Here is an 18,106-nt window from a genome sequence, read left to right on the forward strand (position 1 = left end):
GTCATCGAGGCCCCCGAGCCCGGGAACGCGCCGCCCGGCGGGCAGGGAAAGGCTCCGTCCGGACGGTGCCGGGAGCCGCTCCCGCGGGGGCCAGGGGGCCGGGGCCGGGGGCCGCTTCGGCCGGGGGGCCAGTGGCTCGGGGCCGGGAGCCGTTCCGGCCGGGGACGGCAGGGGACAGGGGGGCGGGGGGCTCGGGACGGGCCCGGTGGCCCCGCCCGGACGCGCCGCGGCGCCGGCACCCCGCCGCGGGTCCCGTGGGGACCGGCCCTGAAGCCGGACCTCGCGGGCCCGTGGTGCGGGGGTGCCGGCGCCGCCGGGCGTGCTCCGGGCGCCCGCGGCCGTCCGGGATCCGTCAGTAGCCGTCAGTAGCCGTACCCGGAGCCGCCGGAGTTGTCGGGGGCGGAGTTACCGGAGTTGTTGGAGGTGCCGGAGTTGTGGGAGCTCGGGTGCGAGGACGTCGGCGACGGCGAGGCGTTGGGGGAGGACGAGGAGCCACCGGCGCCGGCGGGCCTGATCAGGCCGAGCAGGCCGTGCGTGCCGCCGTCGCTGCCCGCGCTGAACCAGAGCGCGTTCGTGCCGCCGACCGTCTCGGTGCCGGGCTCCAGGTCCCACAGGCCGCCCAGCGTGACGGGCCGGCCGTCGGAGGAGCGCAGCGGGCCGAGCGGGCGGCCGTTGCGCGGGTCGTAGGCGTTGATCCGGCCGTCGCCGAAGTTGCCCACGAGCAGCGCCCCGGAGTGGGCGCCGAAGTTCTTCGGGGCCAGTGTCATCGCCCAGGGCGCGTTGAGGGCTCCGCGCGCGGCGAAACGGCCGACGAACCGGCCCGAGCCGTTGAACTGGCTGACGAACCCCTTGCCCTGCCCGGCCACCGACTTGCCGGTCTGCGGGTCGCGCCTGGCGTACGCGACGAGGATCGAGCGGCCCACGACCTCCACGTTGAACGGGGCGTAGTCCTCGGGCAGGCCGGGGTCCTGGAACGCGCGGCGGCCCATCGAGATCCGGTCGAAGTCGCCGTCGAAGACGTGTACCCGGTTGTGGGCGAAGTCGGCGGCCAGCAGCATCGGCCCCCGGTTGGTCCTGGCCAGGGCCAGCCCCTTGAAGTCGGCGCCCCTGACGAAGGCGCTGATGATCGCGTCGTCCGGGTCGGCCTCGGCGTTCCAGCCGGTGATCGCCCCGCTGGGGCTGGCGAAGATGAAGGTCGCCGGTCCCGAACCGCCCGGGCCCTTGACGACGAACTCCTCGCCCATGTTGACGACCTGCCCGGTGGGCCTGCCGCCGGGGACGCGGACCCGGGTCTTCTCCTGCTTCACGTTGCCCGCGCCGCCGGAGTAGACCGTGGCGAGCCCGGTGCCGGCGGCCGAGACCCACAGGGTCTTGCCCATCGCCAGGCCCCACGGGTTGACCAGGGTCGCGTCGGTGATCGCGGCCCGTCCGCCGACGTCCGAGACGAGGTTGGTGACCGAGAAACGGCTGCGGGAGAGCGCCGCGCCGGCCTCCGACCGGCCGCCGTCGGTCGTGACCCGTCCCGCGCCGGCCTTCGCCGCGCCGGTCCCGGCCGGTGTCTGTTTCGCTCCGCCCTGCGCGTGCCCTGTCCCGGCCGACGCCGTACCGGCGACGCCCATGACCAGGACCGTGGCGCAGATCGTGACGATGCGTACTCGCATTCATGGCTCCTCTGTGAGGGAGTGCCTTTCGCCGCGAGATACGCGCGGGGTCCGCGCGGGGTTCAGCCCGCCCGGCTGCGAGGGGCCGCCGGGGGCCTGCGGGGCCGCGCGGAGAGCCGCGAGGGCGAGGCCGCGAGGAGCCCGGGGAGGGGGAACCGGGAGGGGGAGAAAAGGCGACCCGCGACCGCCGGGTGGGGCGGCCGCGGGCCGGATCCATGAGCGTCTCACCGGGTCACGGTGACTCATGGCCGCGAGCGCGCCAAGGGAGAACAGACACGCCCACGGGGTTCGTGGCCCGGCCCGGGTCCGGGGGAGCCGGGTGGAGGGAAGCGGTCAGCGCAGGGCTGCGGCCTCGGCGGCCAGCTTCTCGATCCGGGCGTAGTCGCCCGAGGCGAGCGCGTCGGCCGGGGTGAGCCAGGTCCCCCCGACACAGCCGACGTTCGGCAGCGCCAGGTAGGCGGGGGCGGTGTCGAGCCTGATGCCGCCCGTCGGGCAGAACCTGACCTGCGGCAGCGGGCCGCCGAGCGCCTTGAGGTACGGCAGGCCCCCGGCCGCCTCGGCGGGGAAGAACTTCATCTCGCTCACCCCCCGGTCGGCCAGCGCCATGACCTCGGAGGCGGTCGCCGCGCCCGGCAGGAACGGCACCCCGCTCGACTCCATGGCGTCGACCAGGCCGGGCGTGGTCCCCGGGCTGACCAGGAACCGGGAACCGGCCGCCACGGCCGCGGCCACGTCGGCCGCGGCGCGGATCGTGCCCGCGCCGATCACCGCGTCGGGCACCTCGGCGGAGATGCGCCCGATCGCCTCCAGCGCCGCTTCGGTGCGCAGGGTGACCTCGATGACCGGCAGGCCGCCCGCCACCAGGGCGCGGGCCAGGGGGACCGCGGTCTCCACGTCGTCGATGACGACGACCGGGACGACGGGGGCGATGTCGAGCAGGCTCATGCGTACTCCATGTCTGACAGGCGTTGGTCCAGCCACGCCGCCGCGCCGACCAGGGCGGGCTGGGGGGCCACGATCAGCGTCGTGGCGATGCCGGAGAGGTAGTCGTTCAGGGTGGGGGTCGCCTCGAACCGGCGGCGGAAGTCGCTGGAGCGGACCCGCTCCACGATACGCGGCAGCACCCCGCCGCCCAGGTAGACGCCGCCCCTGGCGCCCAGGGTCAGGGCGACGTTCCCGGCGAAGGTGCCGAGCATCGCGCAGAACACCTCGACGGTCTCGGCGCAGAGCGAGTCGTCCAGCCGGGTGACGATCTCGGCGGCCGTCAGCCGGGGCGCGTCCGTGCCGCGGACCAGCGCCAGCCCCCGGTGCAGCCGGGACAGGCCGGGGCCGGACAGCAGGTGCTCGGCGACCACGTGCTCCAGGCCGTCCGCGCGCAGGGCGCGGACGATCTCGTGGTCGCGCTCGTCCAGGAGCGGCGCGGTGACGTGCCCGCCCTCCCCGGGGATCGGCACCCAGCCTCCGGCGGAGGGCACCAGGCCGCCCACGCCGAGCCCCGTCCCGGGCCCGAGCACGGCCTTGACGCCGTCGCCGGGTTCCGGGCCGCCCAGGCCGGCCAGATCCTCGCCGCCCAGGTACGGCAGGGACGCGGCCAGGGCCTCGAAGTCGTTGAGCAGCCAGGCGTGGGGAATGCCCAGGTCGCGCACCGACCCCGTCCATCCGGCGTTGGTGAGCCGGTAACGGTCTCCCTCCACGGGCCCCGCGATCGCGACACACGCGGCTCCCGGCCGAACTCCGCCCGCATGATCTGCGATATAGGCGGCTACGGCTCCGGGTAGGCCGTCGTGTTCCGCGCCCGCGAGCACGGCCACCGCCTCGGGCCGGCCACCGGGTTCGGTGATCAGCCCGAAACGGGCGTTGGTGCCGCCGATGTCGGCGACGAGCCAGGGGAGGGTCATGGGGTCGCGCCCGAGGTGGTCGCGGGGTGGCCGGCGGCCGGGGGCGCCGACGTCGACGCCGCCGATGCCAGGGCCTCGGCGCGGCCGTTCAGGGCGAAGACGCTCGCGCCGCGCTCGGCGGGGCCGGCGGCGCGGCGGAAGGCGCCGAACAGCTCGCGGCCGGTGCCGACCCAGCGGGCGTCGTCGAGCGGCGCGCCCAGCGTCGGCCGGGCGGCCAGCTCCGCGGCGGGCACCAGCAGCTCCAGGGTGCCCGCGGCGGCGTCGAGGCGGATCGGGTCGCCGTCCACCACCCGCGCGATCGGGCCGCCGTCGGCGGCCTCGGGCGAGAGGTGGATGGCGGCCGGGACCTTGCCGGACGCGCCGGACATGCGGCCGTCGGTGACGATCGCCACCCGCTGGCCGCGGTCCAGGAGCACCGCCATCGGCGGGGTGAGCTTGTGCAGCTCGGGCATGCCGTTGGCGCTGGGCCCCTGGTAGCGGATGACCGCCACGAAGTCCTGCCCGTCCAGCTCGCCCGCGTCGAAGGCGCGCAGCAGCTCCAGCTGGTCGTCGAAGACCTTGGCGGGGGCCTCGATGACCAGGTGCTCGTCCTTGACGGCGGAGACCTTGGTGACCGCGCGGCCCAGGTTGCCGTCGAGCATGTGGATGCCGCCGTCGGCGGAGAACGCGTCGGCGACCGGCCGCAGCACGTCCGGGTCGGTGCTGCCCTCGGTGCGCTCCTGCCAGAGGAGCTCGCCGTCCTTGAGCTCCACGGTCGAGCGGTAGTGGTCCAGCCCGCGGCCGGCGATCGTCAGCACGTCGCCGTGGAGCAGCCCGGCGTCGAGCAGCTCGGCGATGAGGACCTGCATCCCGCCGGCGGCCTGGAAGTGGTTCACGTCGGCCTGGCCGTTGGGGTACATCCGGGTCAGCAGCGGCACGGCCTTCGACAGGGCCGACAGGTCGTCCCAGAGCAGCTCGATGCCGGCCGCCGCGGCGATGGCGACGATGTGCATGGTGTGGTTGGTGGAGCCGCCGGTGGCCAGCAGCGCCACGCAGGCGTTGACGATCGCCTTCTCGTCGACGACCTCGCCGACCGGGGTGTACTCGTCGCCGTGCGCGGTCAGCTCGACCGCCCGCCTGCCCGCGGCCCGGGTCAGGGCCTCGCGCAGCTCGGTGCGCGGGTTGACGAACGTGGCGCCCGGCAGGTGCAGGCCCATGACCTCGATCATGACCTGGTTGGAGTTGGCGGTGCCGTAGAAGGTGCAGGTGCCGGGGGAGTGGTAGGACTTCGCCTCGGCGTCGAGCAGCTCGTCCTTGCCGACCTTGCCCTCGGCGAAGAGCTGCCGGGTGCGGGCCTTGACCTTGTTGGGCAGGCCGGAGGTCATCGGCCCGGCGGGCACGAAGATCGCGGGCAGGTGGCCGAAGTGCAGGGCGCCGATCAGCAGGCCGGGGACGATCTTGTCGCAGACGCCGAGCAGGAGGGAGGCGTCGAACATGTCGTGCGAGAGCGCGATCGCGGTGGACATCGCGATCACCTCGCGGCTGTAGAGCGACAGCTCCATGCCGGCCCGGCCCTGGGTGATGCCGTCGCACATCGCGGGCACGCCGCCGGCGAACTGCGCGACGCCGCCCGCCCGGCGCACGGCGTCCTTGAGGATCGCCGGGTAGGCCTCGTAGGGCTGGTGCGCCGAGAGCATGTCGTTGTAGCTCGACACGATCGCCACGCCGGGCTTGACGTTCGCCCGCAGGTCGCGCTTGTCGGCCGCGCCGACCCCGGCGAAGCCGTGGGCCAGGTTGGCGCAGCCCAGGCTCGCCCTGGCCGGTCCCCGGAGGCGCGCCGCCTCGGCCTCGGCGTGCAGCCGGGCCAGGTACGCGGTGCGGCTGGGGCGGCTGCGCTCGGTCAGGCGGTCGGTGACCTCCTGGATCACGGGGTGCATCCGGTGTCCTCCGTCGCGGTCGTGCCGATCTCGTCGGTCAGGTCGTTCGTGTCGCTCGTGCCGGTCGTCGTGGTCGTGTCCCGGCCGGTCCGCGGGGTCCGCGCGGTCGTTCACACCGGCACCTCCTCGTGCCAGGCGCGGCCGCGGCGGCCGACGAGTTCGTACGCCGAGGCGGGTCCGGCGCTGCCCGCCGGGTAGGGCTCGGGCGGGGTGCCCCGCGAGTCCCGCTCGCCGAGGATCGGGTCGATCCACCGCCAGGCGGCCTCGACCTCGTCGAGCCCGCCCCGGGACATCGCGATGGTCCGCGTCTCGGGGGCCGGCCGGCCGTCACGGTCGGCGTGGTAGAGCGCGGGCAGGAGTTTCCGCATGGAGAGGTCGCCTGTGCCGCCGAAGACGATCAGGTCTGCGGGTCGCGGTGTCTCGGACATGGGGGGTGCTCCACGGTGGGCTACCGGAATCTGGGATAGATCGGACAGTAGCCAGACCTTGCGCTCTTCGCAAGCGGAGTTTTGTCATTCAAGATAAGAAAGTACGAAGGTTTCATTTACTAAGTGGGTGTGATTCACTTGGCCGATGCCTCGACGTCCCGCTGCCGCGCTGGCCACCAGCGGTGAGGTGCTGCGCCTCATCCGCTCCGGTGAGGCCGTCACGCGCTCCGACATAGGGCGTGTCACCGGCCTGTCCCGGCCCGCCGTGTCCCTGCGGGTGTCGGAGCTGCTGGAGCGGAACCTGGTGGTGGAGGACAGCGAGGGCCCCTCCACCGGAGGCCGCCCGCCGACCCGCCTGGTCTTCAACGCCTCCGGCGGGGTCGTGCTGGTCGGTTCCCTGGGCGCCAGCCGCGCCCAGATCGCGGTCTGCGACCTCGGCGGCGAGGTGCTGGCCTCCGCCGGGCTCGCGGTGGACGTGGAGGAGGGCCCGGACGTGGTCCTGCCGCTCGTCATGGAGACCTGGAGCGAGCTGCTCGGCGACGACCTCGCCGCGCCGGTCCGCGGCGTCGGCCTGGGCGTCCCGGCCACCGTGGAGTTCGCGGCCGGACGTACCGAGAGCACCCGGATCATGGCGAGCTGGACCGGCGTGGCCATCCCGCCGATCATCGCCGAGCGCTTCCCCGTCCCGGTCTTCCTCGACAACGACGTGAACGTCATCGCGATCGGCGAGCACCGCGAGGTCTACGCGGGCCAGGCCGACGACCTGCTGTTCATCAAGGTCTCCACCCGGATCGGCTCCGGCGTCATCGCCGGCGGCGAGATCCTGCGGGGGGCGCTGGGCGCCGCCGGGGAGATCGGGCACATCCCGGTCCGCGACGGCGGGGGAGTGCTCTGCCGCTGCGGCAACATCGACTGCGTCGACTCGGTCGCCAGCGGCACCGCCATCCTGCGCGACCTGCGCGCCCTGGGGTACGAGGTCAAGACCCTCGACGACGTGGTCGGCCTGGTCCGTTCTGGCGACGCCCGGACGATGACCGTGGTGCGCAACGCCGCCCGGATGCTCGGGGAGGTCGTCGCCAGCGCTGTCAACCTGCTCAACCCCTCCGTGGTCGTCCTGGGCGGCGACGTCGCCGAGACCTTCCAGCCGCTGGTCTCGGGGGTGCGCGAGGTGGTCCACCGCCGCTCGACCGCCCTGGCCACCCGCAACCTGCGCATCGAGCGCAGCCGCCTCGGCCCGGAGGCCGGGATCGCCGGCTGCGCCCACATGGTCCTGGACCACATCCTGTCGCCCGAGGCCGTCGACGCGTCCTGGCGCCGACCGGCCAGGGCGATCCGCTCCCTCGCCTGAGGTCCGGAACCCTGAGCCCGGAATCCTGATCCCGGGTCCCGGGCCTGATCCCGGGTCCCGGGCCCGGGTCCCGGCCCGGGCCTGAGGTCCGGAGCCCGAGACCCGGATTCCGGGACCCGAGCCCCGGGATCCGGCCGGGGGTGATGCCCGAGGTCCGGTGCCGCACGTCCGTACCGGGCCCACGGACAGGTCAGACGCGGGCCAGGACGAGCGCGAAGTCGCCGATCGGGTCGGTGTAGTGGCACTCCATCCGGAACCCGGCCGCGGTGAGCTCCCGCCGCAGGCCGCCGATACGGAACTTCGCGCTGATCTCGGTGCGTATCTCCTCCCCCGCCGCGAAGGAGACCCGCAGGCCCAGGCCGGGGATCGGCACGCGCATGGCGCGGCTCGCGCGCAGCCGCATCTCGATCCACTCGTGCCGCTCGTCGTAGAGCGCGACGTGCTCGAAGGCCTCCGGCTCGAAGCCGGCGCCCAGCTCCCGGTTGATCACCCGCAGCACGTTCCGGTTGAAGGCGGCCGTCACCCCCGCGGCGTCGTCGTACGCCGCGACCAGCCGCCTGGGGTCCTTGACCAGGTCGGCGCCGAGCAGGAGGGAGTCCCCGGGGCAGAGCGTGGCGCGCAGCTCCCTCAGGAACGCCCCGCGAGGCTCCGGGGCGAGGTTGCCGACGGTGCCGCCGAGGAAGGCCACCATCCGCCGTCCCGTCCGGGGCAGCAGCGCCAGGTGCGTCTCGAAGTCGGCGCAGATCGCCCGCACGACCAGGCCGCGGTAGCGGGAGGCGAACCGCCGCGCGGCGTCGCCCAGGGTCGCCGCGTCGACGTCCACCGGCGTGTAGGCGCGCAGCGTGCCCCTGGCCGAGAGCGCGTCCAGCAGCAGCACGGTCTTCTCGCCGGTTCCCGAGCCGAGCTCGACCAGGGTGTCGGCGCCGCTGCGGACGGCGATGTCGAGCGCCTGCCTGCGCAGGATGGCCAGCTCGCGGCGGGTGGGATAGTACTCCGGCAGCCGGGTGATCCTGGAGAACAGGTCGCTGCCCGCCTCGTCGTAGAACCACTTGGGCGGCAACCACTTGGGCGTGGCCGCCATCCCGGTGCGGACGTCGCGTCCGAGGGCGTGGCGCAGGTGCTCGCGGCCGAGATGATCGATCAGCTGTACGGGTGACTGGCTGATGGACACGGTGCCTCCCGGGTCTGTGGGCCACGTCCCGCACGCGGGTCCGCGGCCGTGTCGCTCTGGTGTGGCGGAACCGCTCTCCTCTCGGCCGGGTCGGTCGCCCCGGTGGTCGCCCGGGGACGTTCGTGGTCCTTCGGGGCCGGCGCGTGCCCACCGGGGACCGGCGTTCCCTCCGGTTCCTCGGAGACCGACGGGACCGAGGAGGCCGGTGGGGGCCGGGGGCTGCTCGGGGCCGTGGGGCCGGTGGGGGCCGGTCAGAGCGGCCGGACGCGTACACCGTCGGGTGAGGCCAGGACGAGGGTCCGGTCGGGAACGGCCCGCCAGCCGGGCCGGCCGTCCAGGGGCTCGCTCGCCACGAGCACCCCGTCGCGCGCGTGGTCGCCGAGGTGGACGAAGAGCGTGTCCCCCCACGCGGTCGCGGCGATCGAGACGCCGTCACAGGCGAGCAGGTTCAGGCGGGCACCGGGATCCTTCACCCCGGCCCGGGTGACGATCTCCGTCAGGGCCTCGCCGAGCGGATCACCCGCGCGCCGGCGCGCGAACACCGCGGCGGCCAGCCAGGCCGAGTCGCACGTGCTCTCCGCGTCGTCGGCGAGCTCCCCGACCACCTCCCGGGAGACGCGCCCGTTGTGGCTGACCAGCCACGGCCCGTCGGCGAAGGGCGGGGTCGCGCTCTCCTCGACCGGCGTCCCCACGGGGGCCGACCGTACGGCGGCCAGCAGGCAGCCGGATCTCGCGATCCGCGCGATCCCCGGCAGGTTCTCGTCGGTCCAAATGGGGATCGCCCGCCGGTAGCGGACCGGCTCCGCGCGGGCGGTGTCGTACCAGGCGACGCCGAAACCGTCGGCGTTGACCGTGCCGTGGCGCTGCAGGCGCGGCGCGTAGGACTGCCGCAGCAGGCCGTGACCGGGCTCGTGGATCAGCGAGGCGAGGGTGCGAGGGGCGCCCAGCCACGCCGCGTGGCGGCACATCTACCCCTCCCCGGCGGAGGCCGGGCGGGTGGCCCCGAAGCCTCCGGCGGAGCCCGGGCGGGTGGACCCGGAGTCTCCCGCGGAAGCCGGGCGGACGGGCGGGAGGTCCGTGGCGGAGGCCGGGCGGGTGGACCGGGAGTTCCCGGCGGAGGCCGGGTGGACACAGGCGGAGTCCTCCGCCGAGGCCGAGCGGGCGCACCGGAAGCCGGAGAAGATCTGCCTGCGGGCCGGACGGTCCCAGTTCCGGAACGTCGTGCGCACCACCGCCGGATCCGACGCCCAGGACCCGCCGCGCAGCACCCGGTGGCGGGAGCCGAAGAAGACCTCGCTGTACTCGGGGTAGGGGAAGCTCCGGAACCCCGGGTAGGGCAGGAAGCACGAGCCCGTCCACTCCCACACGTCCCCGACCATCTGCTCGGCCCCGCAGGGGGAGGCCCCGGCCGGGAAGGCGCCCAGCGGCGCGGGCCGTGCCGCCCGGTGGCCGAGGTTCGCCCTGCCGGGCCCCGGCGCGTCGTCCCCCCAGGGGTAGCGCCGCGCCCGCTCCGCCCCGGCGTCCCAGCCGCAGGCCCTCTCCCACTCGGCCTCGGTCGGCAGCCGCCGCCCGGCCCACCGGGCGTAGGCCTCGGCCTCGTACCAGCACACGTGCTGGACGGGTTCGTCCATGGGCACGGGCTCGGTCCGGCCGAAGCGGGTACGCCACCAGCTCCCGCCGTCCCGCGTCCAGAACAGCGGCGCGAACGCCCGGCTGCGCCGCAGCCAGTGCAGGCCCTCCCCGCTCCACCAGCGGGGATCGTCGTAGCCGCCGTCCTCGACGAAGTCGGCGTAGGCGCGGTTGCCGACCGGGAGCCTGTCGATCCAGTAGCCGGGCAGGTCGACCGGGTGGGCGGGGCGCTCGTTGTCGTAGGCCCACGGGTGGGTGGCGGTGCCCATCAGGAACGGGCCCGGCGGGACGAACACCTCGGCCGGCCCCGGCGGGCCGGCGGGCGGCAGGTCGCCGTCGCGGACCAGGTCCGGCGCGCCGGACAGCTGCAGGGTCGCCAGCATCGTCTCGTCGTGCTGGTGCTCGTGCTGGATCACCAGGCCGAAGACGAAGCCGTCGCGGTGCAGGGGATCGGGGCCGTTCAGGTCGATCTCGTCCAGGACGTCCAGCACCCGGCCGCGCACGCCCCCGATGTAGTGGCGTGCCTCGCCGGGCCCCAGGACGGGCAGGGCCGGGCGGTCGGCGCGCGGGTGCCGGAACGCGTCGTACAGGTCGTCGATCTCCGGGCGGAGCGGGGCGATCCCGCCGGCCTGGCGCAGCACCCACAGCTCCTCGTAGTTGCCCACGTGCGCCAGGTCCCACACCAGCGGTGACATCAGCGGTGAGTGCTGCCTGACCAGCAGGTCGTCCTCGGCGTCGGTGTAGGCGATGGACCGGCTCCGCGCCGCGGTCAGCTCGGCGGCGATCCGTTCCTTGAAGTCGCTCATCCATACCTCCTGCGTGGGACCCGCGTGCTCCGATCCGGAGGGGTTTCGGATCCCCCCTCCCGGACGGCCGGGCCGGTGGTCCGGCCCGGGGGAACGTCAGGCCCCCCTTCCCGGCCGGTCAGGACGGTGGTCCGGTCCTGGAGGGCGTCAGGCCCGCCCCTCCCCGGACAGCCAGGCCGGCAGGCGTCCCTCCGGCCCCTTCACCAGCTCCAGCAGATCCGCGGCCGGGGACCGGCCGGGGGTCACGTGGCGGTCCCCGAAGGCGGCGACCTCCCGGACCAGGCCCGGCGGCGCCCCCAGCCGGGGCAGCGCCGCGAGCGCGGCGCGGAAGCAGTCGTCGGCCGCGTCCCTCAGCCGGGGCTCGGCCAGCCCGCGGCGTCCCGCCTGGAGCCACATCCCCGCGCACGGCTCCACCGCGGCCAGCGCCGCGTCGGCCGCGCGGTCGTCGGTCACCAGGGCGTGCGTCACCGCCGCGCACACCTGCCAGCCCGCAGGATCCTGGGCGTCGAGGTAGCGGATCTCCAGCCAGCCGCGCGGCCGGACCGGCGGGAAGAGGGTGGTGGCGTGGTACGTCAGGTCCGCCAGGGTCGGCGGTTCGCGGGAGGCGGCCAGCAGGTCGCGGAAGGTCGAGCCGTCCCGGACGGGACGGTAACGCACCCCGTTCCCGTGACCCGCGCGATCCCCGTGATTCCCGTGATCCCCGTGGTGTCCCTGTCCCTCGTGGTCCCCGGCACCGCCGGTCCGGGCGTGGCGGAGGTCGCGTTCCGTGTCCCGGCCGCGCCCGTTCCCGCGCGGGCCGTTCCCGCCGCGCCCGTTCTCACCGCGCCCGTTTCCACCGTGGCGCCCGTGCCGGCCGTGGCGTCCGTTCCCGGCGCCCTCCTCGCCGGACCCGGCGTCCTCGCGTACCGCCATCAGGCGGGCGTCGAGCAGGTACTCCGTCCAGGCGGCGGCCGGATCGCCGCTCGCGGGGACGGAGCCCGTCCTCGTGGGGTCGAGCCGCTCCCACACCGCCTGGCGGCCCGACATCCACCCGCACGGCCGGCTCCCGCTCAGCGGCGAGCAGGCGAAGGCCGCCACCAGGACGGGACCGAGCAGGTGCGCGCGTTCCCAGCGCCTCACGGGATCCGGGCCGAGGTCCAGGTTGACCTGGATCGACGCGGTCGAGCACATCATCAGCGACCCGTACGGCGTGCCGAGGAACTCGGCCATGGCCTCGTACCGGGGAAGGTGCAGTTGCCGCCAGGCCGGTCGCAGCGGGTCGAGCCCGACCCCGGCCAGCACCAGGTCCGCCCCCCGCAGCGCCTCCCGCACGGCCTCGACGTCCGAGGTGAGGCGGCCGATCGCGTCGGGCAGGGAGCCCGGCGGGCTCGAGAGCTCCAGCTGGCCGCCCGGCTCGAAGGTCACCACGCTCCCGCCGGGCAGCGGTGGCAGGGCGCCGGCGATCCTGGCGATCGGGACCTGGCGGGCGGGGACCGTACGGTCGAACACCAGGAACTCCAGTTCCACCCCCAGAAGGTCGCCGGGAGAGCCGGAGAAGCAGCGCCGCGCGAAGGCCTCCACGTCGTCGACATCCCGGACCAGCGCGTTCTCGGTCGCGAGACCGGTCATCCCCGTCCCCTCTCGCCATTCCTGTACGGCTTCACAGGTCCATGAGTGATCAGATCCACGGGCCCGGCGTCCGGGGCCGCGAACGGCTTCCACGGATCCGGTACGCTCCCGCGGAGTCCGGGCGCCCGCCGTTCGGCCGGGGCGTCCGGGACCTCCGTGTGTCCGGGACCTCCATGGCGAGACGTCATGGATCGATCGCCGAGCGTCACCGTGGTAGCCCATGGTGATGCAGTGTCGCGTTCGGCCCTCGGACGTGATGACGCCCTTCTCGCCGGGGCGCTCCCGGGAGCGACGGTGGTTCTGGGAGAAAAATTCCCCTTCTGACCTGGTTCAACACCTTTTTGGCGATGAGGGATCGCCGCACGCATCGACTCGCCCGTGGCAGGTGGCGGGGACAGCGGGTCCTGAAGGGGTGCCCGGCCGGAAGGATCTCCCGCTTGAGCCGGAGCCCGCGCCCTCCCCGCCGGGGACGTGCTCACCCCGGAGCGTGGGGATGACCGTGCGCGGGACCATGACGTTCGTGCCCGGCAGGGGACGGACCAGCTCCCCGGTCCGCGCCCCGGTCAGGTCCTCGATCACGCACAGCCCCGCGGGGGAGCCGACGCGGGCGTGACCGGGACCGGCGGCGTCGCGGTACGCGGCGGGGTCACGGTCGACCGCGAACGCGCCCTCGGCCGACAGCAGCCTTCGTCCCGTCCGCAGCCGGTGCACCCGCAGGTGCCAGGGCGGGTGCGGGAGCAGCCAGGTGTCGACATCGGCGCGGCCCCCGCGGCGAGCCCGCGGCGCCACAGCTCCCGGTGGCCGAAGGACCCGCCCCCGGCTGCCGGCGGCGCCAGCCCCCACAGCGGGCGGGCGAACGCCTCCAGCTCGGCCGCCGCGTCCGGGTAGTGGGCCGTGTTGACCCCGAGCCGCAGGCGCGCCCGCCCGGGGCTGAGGCGGGGCACCAGCGGCTCGACCAGCCCGGTCACCGGCTCGCGCAGGCCCTCGCGGTCACGCGGCGTCCCGCTCCCGGTGCCCCTCACGTCTCCGTGCCCGCCTCCGTGCCCGGCGGAGGTCAACTCTTGAGGCCGGTGAACGCGATCCCCTCCATGATGCGGCGCTGGAAGATCATCAGGATCACGATGACCGGGACGACCGCCAGCGCGGCACCGGCCATCATGTAGTAGGCCCGTCCCGACTCGCCGCTGGCGAGCTGCTGCAGGGCCAGCGGCAGCGTGTAGAGCTCGGGGTCGTTGAGCACCACCAGCGGCCAGATCAGGTCGTTCCAGTGGAAGATGAAGCTGGTGATCGTCACGACCGCCAGCACCGGCTTCGACAGCGGCACGACGATCCGCCAGAAGATCTGCATCCGGCCCGCGCCGTCGATGCGCGCGGCCTCCTCCAGCTCCGTGGGCAGCGACAGGAAGAACTGGCGCAGCAGGAAGATGTCCAGCACCGAGGCCACGTTGGGCACGATCAGGCCCCACGCGGAGTCGAACATGCCCAGCGCCTGGGTGACGTGCAGGCGCGGCACCAGGAGCGTGATCGTGGGGACCATCATGCCGGCGAGCAGCAGGACGAAGATCTTGTCCCGGCCGGGGAAGGGGATCCGGGCGAAGGCGTAGGCGGCCAGCGCGTCGATCAGCAGCTTGGCCGGGACCAGGATCAGGCAGACCCAGACGCTGTTGACGAACGCCTGGCCCATCCCGCCGAACTCCAGGACGTAGGAGTAGTTCTCCAGGGTGGGCGACCACTCGCCGGTCCTGCGGTCCAGCGGCAGCAGGCTGGGCACCTTGGTGTAGACGTCCGAGCCGTGCTTGAAGGAGGTCGCCAGCATCCACAGGAACGGCACGACCGACACCGCCGCCAGCAGCACCAGGGCGACGTAGACGGGCGCGAGCCGTACGTTCCTCGCCGTCCTCATGACGCCTCCTGCCGGACGAACCTGAACTGCAGCGCAGTAATGATCATGATGAAGACGAGCAGGACGAACGACATCGCGCAGGCGGCGCCCATCGCGTCGTAGCGGAACGCGTACAGGTACAGGTGCAGCACGTAGGTCAGGCCCGACTGCTCGGGGCCGCCGGTGACGCTCCTGCCGCCGCCGCCCGACAGGATCACGTAGACCAGGCCGAAGACCTGGAGCGCCGCGATCACCCCGGTGACCAGCAGGTAGAACGTCGTGGGCCGCAGCATCGGCACGACGACCTTCCAGAAGCGCTGGAGCGGGCCGGCGCCGTCGATGATCGCGGCCTCGCGGATCGAGCCGGGGATGCCCTTCAGCCCGGCCAGGTAGATGAGCATCGAGATGCCGCACTGCCAGGCCGCGATGAACGCCAGCGCCGGGATGACCAGCTCGGGGGTGTTGAGCCAGTTCTGCCCGGGGATGCCGAACAGCCCGAGGAAGCCGTTGACGAGCCCGTACTGGGGGTCGTACAGCCAGCGCCAGATGACGCCCACGGCGGCCTCGGCGGTCACCACGGGCAGGAAGAGCAGCAGCCTGAAGGCCCCCGAGCCGCGGCGGATCATGTTGAGCAGCAGGGCCTGGGCCAGGGCGGTGACCAGCGTCAGGGGGACGGCGATCACCGTGTAGAGCAGGGTGACCTGGACCGACTTCCAGAAGTGGGGGTACTTCGCGTCGTCGGAGAGCAGGTCGGAGTAGTTGGCCAGGCCCACCCAGCTCGCCGCCGACCGCAGGTTCCAGTCGGTGAAGCTGTAGTACAGCGCGGCCAGCGCCGGGTAGAGCATGAAGATCACGAAATAGATCATCGCGGGGGCGATCAGGAGCCACCCGATGACGTGGTCGCGTCGCCCGAACCCCGGGCGGCGGCGGGGCCGCCCGGGACGGGGCGTCACGGTGGGCTGGTCGGCCAGCACCGGAGATGCCACGTTCGCCTCGCTTTCGCGTTAGCCGTTCCAGCCGAGCAGCGCGCGCGTCTTGTCCGCGGCCTCGGTGAGCGCCTCCTGGGAGGTCTTCTTGCCGCTCAGCGCCGCCTCGATGGCGGGGGCGATGATCTCGTCGTTGATCTGGATCCACTCCGGCAGGGCGGGGCGGGCCTGGGCGACCTTGAGCTGCTCCAGGAACGCCGCCTGGTCGGGCCCGAAGGTCGCGGCGTCCTTCTCGGCCGCGGCCACGTTCGTCGGGAAGCCGCCGAGCGCCTGTGCCAGCGCGGTGTTGTTCTCGGCGCTCGTCAGGTGGACGAGCCACTTCCAGGCCAGCTCGGCGTTCTTGCCCTTGCTGAAGACCACCGCGTTCTCGCCGCCGATGTTCCCGGCGGGCTCGGTCTTGTACGGCAGCGGGGCGGTGCTGAACTGCAGGTCGGGGAACTGGTCCTTGATGTTGGCCACGTCCCACGGGCCGGAGATCGTCATCGCGGCCAGGCCGTTCTCGAAGGCCTTGTCCGAGTCGGTGATCTCCCTGGGGGAGGAGGGCAGCAGGTCCGCCCAGAGCTGGAGCGCCTCCACCCCGGGCTGCTGGTCGAACAGGATCTTCTTGCCCTGCTCGTCGACCATGGAGCCGCCGGCGCCCGCGACGAAGCCCGGCCACATCCAGCCGCCGTAGCCGTCGCCCTTGGGCACCACGATCCCGGCGGTCTTCGGGTCGTCCTGGTGGACCTTCGCGGCCATCTGCTTGAGCTCGTCCCAGGTCTTGGGCGGCGTCGGGATCAGCTTCTTGTTGTAGAAGAGCGCGACCGCGGTGTGGTCCAGCGGCAGGCCGTAGAGCTTGCCGTTCACCCGGTTGGTGTCGAGGGCGCCCTTGTAGTACGCCTTCTCGTCGGCCGTGCCGGCGGGCACCTCCTTGATGGTGCCGTCCAGTGCGTACCTGGCGACCAGGGGCTGGTCCAGGATGCCGACGTCGGGGACGGTCCCGGCGGCGACCGCGCTGCCCAGCTTGGTGTTGTAGTCGTCCTTGGGGATCTTGACGATCTTGACGGTGACCTTGTTGGCCTTCTCGAAGTCCGCGCGCAGTTTCTCCACGACCTCCCCGGCCTGCGGGGTGCGGTCCTGGAACATCCAGTACGTCAGCGTCGTGGCCTCCGAGGCCGTCCCGGTGTCGCCGCCGCAAGCGACGAGTCCGGCGAGCAGTGCCATACCGGCCGCGGCCCCTGTGACTCTCCTGATCATTTCTTCCTCCTGATGGGGGGTGCAACGGACGATAATGTAAGATGTGAAAAAAGTTCAGCCCCGTTGAGAAACGCTTTGGTAACACGGTGGGGAGGCAGGAGTGAGAGGGCCGGTCGCCAGTGACGATCGCGTGGTCGCCGAGCTTCCGGCCCGTGCCGCGGCGCGTGCTCCTGTCCGCGTCCGGTCCTGGTCCGGTGCGCGTCCGGCCCTGTCCGGCCCTGTCCGGCCCTGTCCGGTCCGGGGCCGGTCCGGGGCCGGTCCGGGGCCGGTCCGGGGCCGGTCCGCGTCAGGTTCGTGCTCCGGCCTCAGCCGGCCGGGCGGCTCCGGGCGGCCCGCGTCGCGGTACCGCCGCCGCCGCCGACGCCGGTGCTCCCGGTGCTCCCGGTGCCCCGGGCCGTCCGCCGGCGCCCGTACGGCGTGCGGCCGAACGGCTTGAACGTCGACAATGCCACGTTGAGCAGGTAGACGGTCAGGGCGACGCTCGGCGCGACGACCAGGCTCAGCTCGCCCCGGTCCGGGAGGGGTAACGGCGTGGCGGCCCCCGCCCCGGACACCCAGGCGGCGGCCTCCTCGATCTGCGGGCGGAGCGCGAACACCGAGGCGATCAACGCGGCCGTGCTGGTCACCAGCTTGAGCAGCACCCAGTGGTACCTGACCAGCCCCCAGGGCGTGTACAGGCCGAGCACGACGCCGGTCAGCACCGCGATCAGTCCCACGGGGACGATCAGCGTGTCGCCGAGGACGTCCATGGCCAGGTAGGAGGCCTTCACCAGTGCGGGATCGCCGGTGGTCAGCGCGGTGACACCGAGGGCGAGCAGACCCAGGTCGAGCCCGAGCCAGCCGACCGAGATCGCCACGTGCACGGTGAGGACGGTCTTACGGAGCCGGGGCGGCATGACGGTGCCGGATCGGCGTTCGGCGGGCCGGCCGCCGCGTTCGCCACGCGGGGCGGCGGGCACTCCCGACGGGACGGGCTCGGCGGCAGGATTCGGCGGGGTCGGGACGGGCGCGGGCATGGGGTCGCCTTCCGGGCACGTACCGCGCCGCGTCCCGGCCTCACCCCGGACACGCGGAAGGCGATCCGTTGCCGTCGGGGCCCGGGGAGGGCAGGGGGAGGCGCGGTGGGAGCGGACATGGTCGTCGTGCTGTCCGTCCCACTGTGGCCGTGAACGCGTGTCCGGCCGTCCCCCGCAGGAAGGTCCCTTCTCTACGCCTGGCGTCGTAGGGCGCCTCGTGCCGACGGGCGCCGCGCGTCGTACGAGCGCGTCGTCGTCGTAGGGGCGCGTTGTCGTACGGGCGCCCCGTGTCGTACGGGCGCGTTGTCGTACGGGCGCCGCGTGTCGTACGGGCGACGTTCCGGGCCGGGCGGGCCCGCCTGCGGCTCCGTACCCCGGGAAGACGTCACCGGGGTCGTTCGTCGCCGGGGCGGGCGGCCGGACGCGGAACGCGCCCGCAGGCCGCTAGGAGCTGTTCGAGGTTCGGATCTACGTGAGGTCCGGTAGTGGGCTGGTCGTGGCTGGTAGAACTCGGACGTGGC

At 73.8% G+C, this 18,106-nt stretch carries 15 protein-coding genes and 1 pseudogene; 1 reads left to right on the forward strand and 15 read right to left on the reverse strand.

Annotated features, from left to right (window positions below):
- Positions 1–362: 362 nt before the first annotated feature.
- From ACLQ2R_RS38050 to ACLQ2R_RS38070, 5 genes are all read right to left on the reverse strand, one after another.
- Complete coding sequence (locus ACLQ2R_RS38050) at positions 363–1,661, reverse strand: TIGR03118 family protein (RefSeq protein ID WP_425966283.1); 1,299 nt, start codon at positions 1,659–1,661, stop codon at positions 363–365.
- 333 nt (positions 1,662–1,994) lie between these two features.
- Positions 1,995–2,606 (reverse strand): bifunctional 4-hydroxy-2-oxoglutarate aldolase/2-dehydro-3-deoxy-phosphogluconate aldolase, encoded by a 612-nt coding sequence (gene eda, locus ACLQ2R_RS38055; RefSeq protein WP_425966284.1) that lies wholly within the window; start codon positions 2,604–2,606, stop codon positions 1,995–1,997.
- Complete coding sequence (locus ACLQ2R_RS38060) at positions 2,603–3,559, reverse strand: glucokinase (RefSeq protein WP_425966285.1); 957 nt, start codon at positions 3,557–3,559, stop codon at positions 2,603–2,605. The genes eda and ACLQ2R_RS38060 overlap by 4 nt, the downstream gene beginning before the upstream one ends.
- Positions 3,556–5,475: a phosphogluconate dehydratase gene (gene edd, locus ACLQ2R_RS38065; protein ID WP_425966286.1), complete on the reverse strand. Its 1,920-nt coding sequence runs from the start codon at positions 5,473–5,475 to the stop codon at positions 3,556–3,558. Before edd ends, ACLQ2R_RS38060 begins: the two co-directional genes overlap by 4 nt.
- Before the next feature lie 110 nt (positions 5,476–5,585).
- On the reverse strand, positions 5,586–5,903 hold the full coding sequence (locus tag ACLQ2R_RS38070) for a hypothetical protein (protein WP_425966287.1): 318 nt from the start codon (positions 5,901–5,903) through the stop codon (positions 5,586–5,588).
- Between the two features lie 145 nt (positions 5,904–6,048).
- Between ACLQ2R_RS38070 and ACLQ2R_RS38075 the strand changes: the two genes are divergently transcribed.
- A complete protein-coding gene (locus ACLQ2R_RS38075; RefSeq protein ID WP_425966288.1) occupies positions 6,049–7,251 on the forward strand; it encodes an ROK family protein in 1,203 nt (400 codons plus the stop codon).
- Between the two features lie 190 nt (positions 7,252–7,441).
- Here ACLQ2R_RS38075 and egtD read toward each other — a convergent pair whose 3' ends face one another.
- From egtD to ACLQ2R_RS38125, 10 genes and pseudogenes are all read right to left on the reverse strand, one after another.
- Positions 7,442–8,422: an L-histidine N(alpha)-methyltransferase gene (gene egtD, locus ACLQ2R_RS38080; protein ID WP_425966289.1), complete on the reverse strand. Its 981-nt coding sequence runs from the start codon at positions 8,420–8,422 to the stop codon at positions 7,442–7,444.
- A gap of 251 nt (positions 8,423–8,673) precedes the next feature.
- Positions 8,674–9,390, reverse strand: coding sequence for an ergothioneine biosynthesis protein EgtC (egtC, locus tag ACLQ2R_RS38085; RefSeq protein WP_425966290.1), 717 nt, complete (start codon positions 9,388–9,390; stop codon positions 8,674–8,676).
- Positions 9,391–10,857 carry an ergothioneine biosynthesis protein EgtB gene (gene egtB, locus ACLQ2R_RS38090; protein ID WP_425966291.1) on the reverse strand — a complete coding sequence of 489 codons (1,467 nt, stop codon included), beginning with the start codon at positions 10,855–10,857 and terminating at the stop codon, positions 9,391–9,393.
- 147 nt (positions 10,858–11,004) lie between these two features.
- Positions 11,005–12,465, reverse strand: a complete 1,461-nt coding sequence (locus tag ACLQ2R_RS38095; RefSeq protein ID WP_425966292.1) for a glutamate-cysteine ligase family protein — start codon at positions 12,463–12,465, stop codon at positions 11,005–11,007.
- A gap of 330 nt (positions 12,466–12,795) precedes the next feature.
- On the reverse strand, positions 12,796–13,308 hold the full coding sequence (locus ACLQ2R_RS38100) for a hypothetical protein (protein ID WP_425966293.1): 513 nt from the start codon (positions 13,306–13,308) through the stop codon (positions 12,796–12,798).
- Positions 13,275–13,487 (reverse strand): annotated as a pseudogene (locus tag ACLQ2R_RS38105) (DUF2264 domain-containing protein); the annotation flags it as partial. The gene ACLQ2R_RS38100 and the pseudogene ACLQ2R_RS38105, both read right to left, overlap by 34 nt.
- Before the next feature lie 32 nt (positions 13,488–13,519).
- On the reverse strand, positions 13,520–14,368 hold the full coding sequence (locus tag ACLQ2R_RS38110; protein ID WP_425966294.1) for a carbohydrate ABC transporter permease: 849 nt from the start codon (positions 14,366–14,368) through the stop codon (positions 13,520–13,522).
- Complete coding sequence (locus tag ACLQ2R_RS38115; protein WP_425966295.1) at positions 14,365–15,333, reverse strand: carbohydrate ABC transporter permease; 969 nt, start codon at positions 15,331–15,333, stop codon at positions 14,365–14,367. Before ACLQ2R_RS38115 ends, ACLQ2R_RS38110 begins: the two co-directional genes overlap by 4 nt.
- Before the next feature lie 18 nt (positions 15,334–15,351).
- A complete protein-coding gene (locus ACLQ2R_RS38120) occupies positions 15,352–16,569 on the reverse strand; it encodes an ABC transporter substrate-binding protein (RefSeq protein WP_425966296.1) in 1,218 nt (405 codons plus the stop codon).
- Positions 16,570–16,874: 305 nt separating this feature from the next.
- A complete protein-coding gene (locus ACLQ2R_RS38125; protein ID WP_425966297.1) occupies positions 16,875–17,585 on the reverse strand; it encodes a hypothetical protein in 711 nt (236 codons plus the stop codon).
- Positions 17,586–18,106 lie beyond the last annotated feature (521 nt).

Source organism: Streptosporangium sp. DT93 (genome assembly GCF_049844535.1).
GTDB lineage: Bacteria > Actinomycetota > Actinomycetes > Streptosporangiales > Streptosporangiaceae > Streptosporangium.